The organism is Aquamicrobium ahrensii (assembly GCF_040545755.1).
GTDB lineage: Bacteria > Pseudomonadota > Alphaproteobacteria > Rhizobiales > Rhizobiaceae > Mesorhizobium > Mesorhizobium ahrensii.
This window is the reverse complement of the sequence record NZ_JBEPMN010000009.1, coordinates 111,911-121,254: the sequence shown is the minus strand read 5'-3', so window position 1 is coordinate 121,254 and position 9,344 is coordinate 111,911. Positions and strand designations below refer to the sequence as shown.

Here is a 9,344-nt window from a genome sequence, read left to right as displayed (position 1 = left end):
CGCGCACAAGCTTATCCAGATGCTTGACGCCAAGTGGGATGAAATCCGCAAGAGCGATATGGTGAAAGGCGGTGCGAAATGAGCGCTGATGTCTTTTCAGAAGTGAACCGCTCTGGTGAGCCTATCATTCTCAATCGTGGGCTTCAGCTTCAAAGCCTGCTTACTGTGTGTCAGCAGGCGGCAGCATCCCTCGAAAACGTTGGAGACGGCCCGTATCGCGACAGTGTGACGGCCAGCCTCGGCTTCACTCTGGAATTGGCCGAGAACATTGCCAACGACCTTCATGAAGCGCTGGTGAAGCTCGAACCTAAGACTGGGGGTGTGGAATGAGCGCACCCTACACCCGCGACGACCTCGACGCCGACATTGTCTATCTCTCCCACCTGATTGATGTGATCTACGACCGCTGGACGGATGGTATGCCGGACAAGCGTGGCTCTGATTTCCACATGGACAGCCTGCTGCTTATCGGTCGCAACATGGCTCGTGATCTGATCAAGAAAACGGATCGGGCGGAGGACCTACAATGAGCAAGGGTTCTACTCGCGATTATTTCGATGCGCTTTATCGCAAGGCTTGCATCCTTCAATCCATGGTGGAGGTGCTTTTCGACAGGATCACCGACACCGAACCGACTGGCGAACGTGATTTCGTCGTTGACAATCTGATCGACGCCGCTCGCGATCTATCGCGCGAATTATCCGTCATGGCGATCGAAGACCCTGAGCATTGGGAGGCGCGCTAATGACCCTCCTGCTGCGTCTCTACGCCATCATTGCAATCAGCAAGGTCATTCACCTTCTGCTTGACCTGATGGGCTACATCATGCCTGCGGAGCGGCCGCGCCGCGCAGGCTTCCGACCGGCAGAGTTGATGTTGCTCGGCTCGCTCGTCGGGCTGTCGATCTGCCTGTTGTGGATCTGGATCAGCGCGAGGGCAGGGCGATGAGCGCGATACAGAAACCACGTCTCCGACGTAAAGAAGTCCCTGCATATCTGGCCGAGAAGCATGGGATCGAGATTGCTTTGTCCACCCTGAACAATCTCGCCTCCATTGGGGGAGGGCCGGTTATGCAATACCACGGGCGTATCCCGCTCTATCGCCTTGAAGACCTGGACGCCTGGGCTGAAGAGCGGCTTTCCGCCCCGGTGCGTTCAACTGCGGAGAGGTGCCGCGACTAGGCGCGTCGCGGCATGTCGATCACGTTGCCGCCTTTGCCGGTCATCTGTCGGAAGATTTCGCGGCAAACCTTGTTGGCAGAGGCGACCAACACGCTGTCGAGACGATGGACATACTTGCTCGTGACGGTCGCGCTGGAGTGGCCAAGCAGGGATGAGATGGTGCTGTCAGACATGCCGATATCGCCTGCAATCGAAGCGTAGGAGTGACGCATGGTGTGTGGGGTTACTCCCGCCAACTGCGCCTGTCTCATAAAACGCAGCCATGCGCCCGACAGGCCATTGTAACTCCCTTCCTTGCGAAGGCCCGGGAGCACGTAAGGGTTTCCGTCTACTCTCAAGGCATCGGCAAGGACGTCAAAAGCCTCCTTGCCGATAGGCCGTACCGAAGGACCGGTCTTGCTGTCCTTCAACCGGAAGCAATTGGACGCCTCATCTACCTCATCCCAGGTCAGATTGACGATTTCACCCAGCCGACAACCGGTCAGGGCCAGCAGCCACGCGCCGGTGAGCGCTTGCGGTGTCCCGAGTTCGGCGCTTGCATCAGATAAAACCTTCCCTACGGCACGGTACTCGTCAGCACTGAGGCGTCGGGTGCGCACATTGTCGGCAGGTTTTGGAACGCTGGCGGCAGGATTGTGTTCGATAATGCCCTCACCAACGGCGTAGGTCAGAATTGCTCCAAGAAGGCCGGCCGTGCGCGCGGCCGTCCCCGGTCCACCGGTAACCAGAATGCGAGCGCCATTCTTCCCCCTTCGGTTATGAACGGCTGTCCTTCCGGCGGTCACGTCACGAATGAATTTCACCACGTCAGCACGGGTGAGATCGATGACGCGCTTCGCACCGAGTAACGGCTTGATATGCCGTTCGATGCGGCCACGGTCTATCTCGATGGTCGAGGCCTTTTTCGGCCGTCGACTGCGACCGACAATCATGCCGCTCTCGACAACCTTGAGATATTGGTCGCACAGGTCACTCAACGTGATCGATGACCGCCGTGACCTCCGCTCACCCAGCGGGTCGGCCTTTCTGAGAACCACCCCTCCCATTGTTTCGATTGCGAGCTTACGCGCCTGTTCTGTGGTCAGGGCACCATGCCGCCCGATGGTCATGCGTCGCCGCGTTCCGTCGCCGGTCCGATAGTCGATAAAATAGGTACGACGACCGCTCGGATGAACATAGGCCCCGAAGCCTTTCAGCTCGGAGCACCAGATCGTGTACTGCTTTTCCCGCGGCTCGGCGCGGTCGATTATGGCCTTGGTGAGTTTGGGCAATTGATTATGGCTGCCTATGGTTTTTCACTCACCATATACTCACCACGACATCGGAAACAAGGGGGAATGTCAATTAGTATCAGGTAATATGACGTAGGTTAAGTTTTTGAAATTAATATCAAACGGGAATTTCCGGGAGTTTGTGTGAATCGAGCGGAAGCCTTTGTCGACTCCCAAGGAAGGCAGCCACTACGATCTTCCCATCGCGCTCGGCCTCATGGCGGCGATAGGCGTCATCCCCGGCGACGCGCTTTCGGCCTATGTGGTGCTGGGCGAATTGTCGCTCGACGGCACGATCGCCTCCGTGGCCGGGGCGCTGCCGGCGGCGATTGCCGCCAATGGGGATGGCCGCGGCCTGATCTGCCCGCATGATTGCGGACCGGAAGCGGCATGGGCCGGCAGCGAGATCGATATTCTCGCGCCGCGCAGCCTTATCGCGCTCGCCAACCATTTTCGCGGCGTGCAGGTGCTCTCGCGGCCCGAGCCCGGCGTACGGTCGGGTGGAGCGGATCTGCCGGACCTTTCCGACATCAAGGGGCAGGAGAGTGCGCGGCGTGCGCTGGAAGTGGCGGCGGCGGGCGGCCACAATCTGTTCCTAGTGAAAACAAAAGACCCCCGTGCATCCGGTTTTCGTGCGCGTGCCGCCTAGCCCTATTTCATTGCTGCCGGACTTGGGAAAATGACCTATGGTTCCAGCGTCAGGAGAACCGTATAGGGGGGACTGAATGGCAGTCACGCGCGGGCATGGAAACCCGAACTGGAACCGCGACGAAATTATTCTCGCACTCGATCTCTACAACCAGCTCGGGGGTAGTCTTCCCGGTCCTAATGATGCGCGCGTGATCGCCCTTTCCGATCTCCTGCGGTCGTTGCCCTACCATGCAGCCGCGGCGCGCAATCCCACGTTTAGAAATCCTTACGGCGTGGCATTTAAACTGCAGAACCTTCGCAGCGTGGCTACTGGCAAGGGACTCAGCAATGTATCAGCCCTAGATCGGGCGATATGGGCCGAGTTCGGAAATGCCCCCGAACAAGTGCGGGAGCTTGCTGGGCGCATCCGGAGCGCCATCACCACAGAGGGGATGGAGGACGACGAGAGTTCTGACGACGAGGAATTCTATGAGGGAAGGCTGTTGTTTCGGCTCCATCGTTCGCGCGAGCGCAAGCCGCAGCTACGCCGAAAGCTACTGGCCAAGCGTCGTTCGTCAGGGCTGACGTGTGATATTTGCGATCTCACCCGCCCTGACCTGCCTCCTGATCTTGAGGAGTCCTTGTTTGAGGCGCACCACGTCGTCCCATTGGCAGAGGCGGAGGTTCGGCCAACAAGGCTTTCCGACATGGCGTTGCTCTGCGCCTGTTGCCATCGCGCCATTCACCGGCTCATCGCATTGGAAGCCCGTTGGGTTGGGATATCTGAAGCACGGACCTTCCTACGAAGGGTTGGCTCTCATCCCTCGGAAGTCCAGTCGCAGAGTGAGCTAGATGAACGCTTGCTTCGTGCAGAGCAAGGATGACGAAAACTAATAGACGCCCCGGCTCACTCCCATGCAGCTAGAACCGCCTCTGCCTTGGCAGGGTCTGCCTTGATCCTCAAGACGGTCTGCCGGGTCAGTCCGGTAGCCTTGGCAATCTCGCTCGTCCCAGCCGTGCCCATCGCCAGCATGTTCTTCACCGTCTCCAGCGTCGCCCGGTCATAGCTTGGCTTCCTGCCAAGGTACGACTTGCCTTCTGCCTTGGCAGCTTCGATGCCCGCCCTCTGGCTGGCTTTGGTTGCTTCGTACTGCGCCTGTGCGGTCGCTGCCATGAATGCGATGAGGGCATCCCGCACGGCCATCTGCACCGGGTCTGTAGTCGCTCCGTCAAAGGTCATGTTGTTGATGACGGTCCTGATGATAACGCCTCTGCGCATGAACTCCCGGATGGTGTCTGTCACGTCCTGATAGTTGCGGCCCAGCCGGTCTACCCACCGGACGACCAGTGTGTCGCCCTTGCGCAGCATGTCGAACAGCCTCCGGCCTTCCGGCCTCTCCCGGAGGGTTGTCGAGACGCCGGAAACGCCATGATCGGCAATAACCGTATCAATCGCGAACCCTGCCTGTTCAGCTTGGGTGTGCTGATGGTCGAGGGTCTGGTCAGCGGTCGAGACGCGGGCATAGAGAATGGTAGCCATGAGGATGCCTCCATGTACGTACGGATACTGTACGTACAAAAACGTGTCCGTTGAACGATGTCAACCCGTACGGACAGGGTTCGTGCTTGGCACCGGCCCGACCGTTAGCCTATACCTCAGCGGACAGATTGAACTCCAGCGCCCGCTTTCCGGTGAAGCCCATGGCGAGCAGGGTGAAGCCGTATCGGGTCATGTCGAAGGCGCGGGCCTTGCGGCGAGCGCCATTCCCAATTTTTACCTCTACGAACATGGGCGCAAAATTGCGCTCGTAAAAAGTGGTACTGCACTCCAGCCTGTCGATGGCCCGCAGCACGTCCTTGTGCAGCTTCCCGAAGAAGTCGGCCACGTCCCGGCTGTTGGCGAACACCTTGCCGTCCTTGATGGTCACGATGGGGTTGGTGGTGGTCTGCCTCCCGTCCAGCTACCCCCCTCCGCAACGCCCTATCGTCACCGCGATCGGGAAGGACGAAATTCCCCGGCAGGATTTTACCGTGGCGTTTGGCCGAGGGGATGGGGGCATGTTCTCCCGACAACATCGCCACAGGAAAATGCCAGAAAATGACGGGCGAAGGGGGGGACGGCCATTGGATTATAATTGGATTACCGGCTCAAATTTTCGCCCCAAAACAAACCGGCTCCATCTCGCATAGGATGTTCGTTTCCCGCGCCTGTGGCGACCGTAGAGTAGCTTTATGCGGCGTCCATAGGAAAACCCTTAGAGACCCTACAACGCCTCTCCACGGTCACCCACGGTTGCTATGCCGCTGCCGCTGGGATTGGGACAATGGGCGCGCTAAGCTGGATGTTTGGTTCAAGGAATATCCGGTCCTTTCTCGGCATCCTCACCGCTTCCTCATCCGTAAGCGTGTGCAACATGCTCGCGGGGACGTTCCAGAGAAAGGTTGCGGTGAGGCGGTTGAAGAGAACTTGCGAAGGTGCGGCGATCACGTCTTCATCCCTCGCCTCGAACGCGCACAACGTAGCGTCAAGCTCTTCCAGCGCCTTGGTCCCGGCTGGTGACGGGAACCATCGCCGGAGTGTCGCGAGGCTTTTGCACCCGAACGACTGATAGTGCATCATGGTGGACGGGAAGACAAGGCGGCGGTCCCGCGCCTCGGCATCAAGGATATGCTCTTCATCGTTGGCCGGGGGCGGCTCGGAGCCTTCCGCTATTGCTGCCCCCGCGGCGAGGACGTGGGCGGCCAAGGTGCCGGATGCTTCCGGTCCCCACCCGGTAGAGTGTTCGATTCGATAAATTCTCATGTTAGTCCCGTATCGGTTGTTGATTGCGCATGGCTGCGCGGGATAGCCGTAAACGGTCCGTGGGGCGGCTTCACGCAACGCCAAAGGGGAAACCTCGGCAGGCATGAAGCGCGACTCCATGGCCCTCCTAAAGTGGCAATTTGCCACCCCTAACGTTTGCTATGTCAGCGCCTAGAAATCGGGGAACTCGTCGTGTTCATCCCAATCGTCTGCGCGGTTTCGTTCTGTCAGGATACGGCAAACCTCAGGCGTCCTGCGGCCTGCATACTGTTCGATTGCCCTTGCGAGGACTTCGGGTCGGTCAGCGTATCTCGTCCCGAAGACCCGAACCATCCTGTCAGCGAGCGCTGTTGCTTCCGCTTCCATCATATCTTCAATCTCATCGTCGGTGTATTCTCGGCCCGCTACGTTGCTATGGGCGCGTTGTGCAGTCTTCCATCGGGCATGCTCAAAACCGTCCTTAAGCTCTCTCAGGACTCGTCGCATGAACGTCACCTGCCTCTCGCTGACGCCCGCCGCTGCGATCTGCTTGAGCGTGTAACGACACGCCCCTGACGCATCCAGCTTGACCAGCTTCCATGCGCAGTCCATCCGCTCGTCCTTGGTCATGGCAAGGGTGTGGAGTTTGTTGACACGCTGGCCTTCCAGAAGCGCCTCCTGTGGCGTCCCCTGAAACTCGATCACTGGAACGCTGTCGCCACGCCTTGCCTGTTCATAGGCCCGCTTGCGGTGCCACCCATCGATCAGGAATGCCTGCCCGCCGCGTCGCAGGATGAGCAGGGGCTGAAGATCGCCTTCATGCACAAGGGCACGGCAGAGGCTTTCAACGTGGGCGGTGAAGATACCGGCCCGCACCTGAAACAGTTCAGTTTCAATAAGGTCCGAAGCTCTCATGCGGTCGGGCATCGGGCTGGTGTCTGTGGGTAACGCTTCAAGGCGACGCATTTCAGCGGCCAGCGTGTCCTCCGTCTCCTGCCCGTCACTGGTGTCACCAAGGGAGCAGGTCAGGCGGTTCTGTTCAATCGTATCGTTGAGCATGGTGGTCCTATCGGTTGTCGATTGCGCATGGTCGCGCTTACAACGAAGAACGCCCCCGACCGGCGAGCCGAGGGCGCGTATGTCTCCTAGTGTGGGTGATAATTGCCGCGCTAGTGGGCGACAGACCCTCTCCTATTGTGCGGGGTAATTAACCGCTGGACCGCCTAACCCACCTGTTAAAGCCCCATGCCCCGAACCTCTTGACAGTGGAACCATACTGACCCGATGTCGCCACCACTCTTTTCCCGAACCATCTCGGCAAGGTCTTTTACATGCTCAACCCCCACCGCCTCACAGTCCTCCCTAGTCTCAAAAGATGCCATAGGGAGGGATGGGTCTAAATATTCAGAGAACGCTAATATTATTAGAGCGTAGGCTGTTTTCATTGCTCCCTCACCCGACCGAAACCACACCCCTGACGCGCCCAAGATAAACCTCCCGGTCCCTTGGGGGATTGGCTGCATATCCCCATCCGACCGAGACTGGCGACCATTCCAGCCACATGCTGATACTGGTGAACGGCAGGCGCAGGAACAGACCCCTTGGCTTCCATCCGTCATGAAAGAAATCGACGTGGCGTCCTACAGTGTCCGCCATAGCGCCCCGAATGTTGCGGCCAAGGTCCGCCGCCTTGACCATGACCGAAGGAAGAGAATGATAATGAACATCACGCATTGGATACCTCCGTTGTGTTCGTTGTGATGATGATGTGCCGCCCGCCATAGGCGGCATGGGGAAGCCCCAAGGGGACGCATAGGGATTGCTAGAAGCACCAGCCCGATAGAGGGAGCCGGATGGTTCTGTCCAATGCGTCCACTAAGGAGCTACGAGGGGGGCGAAGATGCCGCTAGGATTGTCCCGTCATCGTCGCCCGTTTCCATGGGCCATCCATAGACAATGCTCGTGGCTGCATCGGGAGCGTGCTTCCAGTGGAAGACAAGGCTTCCGCTCCGATAGTCCACCACGACTTTCCCGAATAGCTGACGGAGAACCGCATTGACCTTCGGAATATCGTGTGGCTGCTCGCCAACGGCGTCCAACAGAGCGGTGCCCGTATTGGCGATGCGGTTTGTGAGTGTGTCGGCCATTCTTGTTGCAACGGAGGATAGTTCGTTGGCTATCCGATCACGCTCGACCTCTGTTGCCCGTAGGCGGTTGAGCAGCGCAGGCGAGTGTCCGGCCTCTGCTATGGCCTGAACGACCCGCTCGATCTCATCGCCCATCACGTCATGGGCTAGAGATAGCTGGTCCCATTGTGCTTGCAGGTCTGCCTCGGGGGAGGGAAGTTCCCCAATGAGATAACCCGCATTATCAATGATCGCCTGTGTTACGTAGTCTAGGCGGACCTTACGGTATGCGCAGCCCGCGCCTGCTTTGGCCCTTGTGCAAATGAGATAGGGGTGGCCGCCCTTCTTCCCGCCTTTGTTGACGCGCGTCATGGTGGAACCACACCTCGGACACTTCGCAAGCCCTGCCAGTATGTTAGCCATCGCCCCCTCGGTCTTCGACGGCGCAGCGCGCCCACTTGCGAGGGATGAGACCTGTTCAAAGACTTCAAGACTGATAACCTGAGGGAAGTAGTCTTCTACCGGTTCGAGAGGAATACGCATTCGCTTGCCGTTGATGACTTCCAAGCGGTGGGGCGTGAACTGGCCGATGACGGCGGGGTTTTCCAGTATCTTCTTGATATAGGAACGGTGCCATAGTTTGCCCCGACCGAAGACTGGGACCCCTTCTCGGTTCAGCGTCTCGGCGATGGCATGTTGCCCAGTTCCGGCAAGGGTCATCTGGAATATGCGCCGGACTATCGTTGCGCGCTCAGGTATCAGATCGAACCCGCTGCGGTCATCCCGAAGGCGGACCCATGCGGGACTTAGCTTGGTAAGGGGTTGCTTTTCGGCCTTCGCGCGCTTAGCTCCCCATGCCTCCCGGAGGCGTTTAGCTTTTGTGGCGCTTTCCTCGTTGGCCCTCATGAACACCATCACGGCCACCATGAGGTCGAGGGGGTTTTGCCGTAGGCTCTCATGGGTGTACGTCCGCCCATCGTTGAGAGTTACGACCGTAATTCCCTCTTTCGCGATGTCTCTAAGGGCATCCAGTGCATCGAGTGCGTTCTCTCGCGAAACACGATCAAGGTTCTCGACTAGAAGGTAGGACCCTTCGGCTATGTCACCTGACCTGACCAAAGCCAAAAATTCGCCTAGCATCCCTTCCGCCCTGTTGCGCCCCCGGAAAGCGGAAACGCCAAGGTCTTGGAATGTCAGCTTGTCATCTAGCTCCAACCCATGGAGGGCAGCAAAGCGCTCTGCTGCTTCCGTCTGACGCCGCAAACTGTCGCCCCGCATCTGTTCCGGGGTCGAGAACCGGATGTATGAATATGCCTTCGGTTTCTTGATACGCTGACCGGACATAGTGCCTAGC

The 9,344-nt window shown here is 58.7% G+C and carries 13 protein-coding genes and 1 pseudogene; 6 read left to right on the top strand and 8 right to left on the bottom strand.

The genetic code is table 11. The features are described 5' to 3' along the window. Positions 1-78: 78 nt before the first annotated feature. The 4 genes from ABID44_RS12885 to ABID44_RS12870 are packed head-to-tail and all read left to right on the top strand — an operon-like array spanning position 79 to position 948. Positions 79-330, top strand: a complete 252-nt coding sequence (locus ABID44_RS12885) for a hypothetical protein (protein WP_354152109.1) — start codon at positions 79-81, stop codon at positions 328-330. Then, positions 327-530, top strand: a complete 204-nt coding sequence (locus ABID44_RS12880; protein ID WP_354152108.1) for a hypothetical protein — start codon at positions 327-329, stop codon at positions 528-530. Before ABID44_RS12885 ends, ABID44_RS12880 begins: the two co-directional genes overlap by 4 nt. Next, on the top strand, positions 527-745 hold the full coding sequence (locus ABID44_RS12875; protein ID WP_354152107.1) for a hypothetical protein: 219 nt from the start codon (positions 527-529) through the stop codon (positions 743-745). The genes ABID44_RS12880 and ABID44_RS12875 overlap by 4 nt, the downstream gene beginning before the upstream one ends. Next, positions 745-948 carry a hypothetical protein gene (locus ABID44_RS12870; RefSeq protein ID WP_354152106.1) on the top strand — a complete coding sequence of 68 codons (204 nt, stop codon included), beginning with the start codon at positions 745-747 and terminating at the stop codon, positions 946-948. The genes ABID44_RS12875 and ABID44_RS12870 overlap by 1 nt, the downstream gene beginning before the upstream one ends. 229 nt (positions 949-1,177) lie before the next feature. Here the strand turns inward: ABID44_RS12870 and ABID44_RS12865 are convergent, their stop codons facing one another. Continuing rightward, positions 1,178-2,452 (bottom strand): tyrosine-type recombinase/integrase, encoded by a 1,275-nt coding sequence (locus ABID44_RS12865; RefSeq protein WP_035026333.1) that lies wholly within the window; start codon positions 2,450-2,452, stop codon positions 1,178-1,180. Positions 2,453-2,612: 160 nt separating this feature from the next. Here ABID44_RS12865 and ABID44_RS12860 point away from each other — a divergent pair. Both ABID44_RS12860 and ABID44_RS12855 read left to right on the top strand, forming a co-directional pair. Beyond that, positions 2,613-3,053, top strand: a pseudogene (locus ABID44_RS12860) (magnesium chelatase domain-containing protein); the annotation flags it as partial. Between the two features lie 124 nt (positions 3,054-3,177). Continuing rightward, positions 3,178-3,966, top strand: a complete 789-nt coding sequence (locus tag ABID44_RS12855; protein ID WP_354152105.1) for an HNH endonuclease — start codon at positions 3,178-3,180, stop codon at positions 3,964-3,966. A gap of 23 nt (positions 3,967-3,989) precedes the next feature. On the opposite strand, the gene ABID44_RS12850 is transcribed toward ABID44_RS12855, so the two are convergent. From ABID44_RS12850 to ABID44_RS12820, 7 genes are all read right to left on the bottom strand, one after another. Further along, a complete protein-coding gene (locus ABID44_RS12850) occupies positions 3,990-4,622 on the bottom strand; it encodes a recombinase family protein (protein WP_354152104.1) in 633 nt (210 codons plus the stop codon). 109 nt (positions 4,623-4,731) lie between these two features. Further along, the gene (locus tag ABID44_RS12845; RefSeq protein WP_354152103.1) at positions 4,732-5,010 is read right to left on the bottom strand and encodes a Rha family transcriptional regulator; all 279 of its coding nucleotides are present in this window, start codon (positions 5,008-5,010) and stop codon (positions 4,732-4,734) included. Between the two features lie 368 nt (positions 5,011-5,378). Next, positions 5,379-6,005 (bottom strand): hypothetical protein, encoded by a 627-nt coding sequence (locus ABID44_RS12840; RefSeq protein ID WP_354152102.1) that lies wholly within the window; start codon positions 6,003-6,005, stop codon positions 5,379-5,381. A gap of 51 nt (positions 6,006-6,056) precedes the next feature. After that, positions 6,057-6,923 carry a ParB N-terminal domain-containing protein gene (locus ABID44_RS12835; protein ID WP_354152101.1) on the bottom strand — a complete coding sequence of 289 codons (867 nt, stop codon included), beginning with the start codon at positions 6,921-6,923 and terminating at the stop codon, positions 6,057-6,059. A 176-nt stretch (positions 6,924-7,099) separates the two neighbouring features. Next, entirely contained in the window at positions 7,100-7,309 is a 210-nt protein-coding gene (locus ABID44_RS12830) for a hypothetical protein (protein WP_354152100.1), read from the bottom strand. Between the two features lie 7 nt (positions 7,310-7,316). Further along, positions 7,317-7,598 (bottom strand): hypothetical protein, encoded by a 282-nt coding sequence (locus ABID44_RS12825; protein ID WP_354152099.1) that lies wholly within the window; start codon positions 7,596-7,598, stop codon positions 7,317-7,319. 149 nt (positions 7,599-7,747) lie between these two features. Further along, complete coding sequence (locus ABID44_RS12820) at positions 7,748-9,334, bottom strand: recombinase family protein (RefSeq protein ID WP_354152098.1); 1,587 nt, start codon at positions 9,332-9,334, stop codon at positions 7,748-7,750. Between the last annotated feature and the right edge of the window lie 10 nt (positions 9,335-9,344).

Coding starts and splice junctions, on each gene's coding strand:
- ABID44_RS12885 (WP_354152109.1), top strand. CDS start 79: ATGAGCGCTGATGTCTTTTCAGAAGTGAACCGCTCTGGTGAGCCTATC.
- ABID44_RS12880 (WP_354152108.1), top strand. CDS start 327: ATGAGCGCACCCTACACCCGCGACGACCTCGACGCCGACATTGTCTAT.
- ABID44_RS12875 (WP_354152107.1), top strand. CDS start 527: ATGAGCAAGGGTTCTACTCGCGATTATTTCGATGCGCTTTATCGCAAG.
- ABID44_RS12870 (WP_354152106.1), top strand. CDS start 745: ATGACCCTCCTGCTGCGTCTCTACGCCATCATTGCAATCAGCAAGGTC.
- ABID44_RS12855 (WP_354152105.1), top strand. CDS start 3,178: ATGGCAGTCACGCGCGGGCATGGAAACCCGAACTGGAACCGCGACGAA.
- ABID44_RS12850 (WP_354152104.1), bottom strand. CDS start 4,622: ATGGCTACCATTCTCTATGCCCGCGTCTCGACCGCTGACCAGACCCTC.
- ABID44_RS12840 (WP_354152102.1), bottom strand. CDS start 6,005: ATGGAGTCGCGCTTCATGCCTGCCGAGGTTTCCCCTTTGGCGTTGCGT.
- ABID44_RS12835 (WP_354152101.1), bottom strand. CDS start 6,923: ATGCTCAACGATACGATTGAACAGAACCGCCTGACCTGCTCCCTTGGT.
- ABID44_RS12830 (WP_354152100.1), bottom strand. CDS start 7,309: ATGAAAACAGCCTACGCTCTAATAATATTAGCGTTCTCTGAATATTTA.
- ABID44_RS12825 (WP_354152099.1), bottom strand. CDS start 7,598: ATGCGTGATGTTCATTATCATTCTCTTCCTTCGGTCATGGTCAAGGCG.
- ABID44_RS12820 (WP_354152098.1), bottom strand. CDS start 9,334: ATGTCCGGTCAGCGTATCAAGAAACCGAAGGCATATTCATACATCCGG.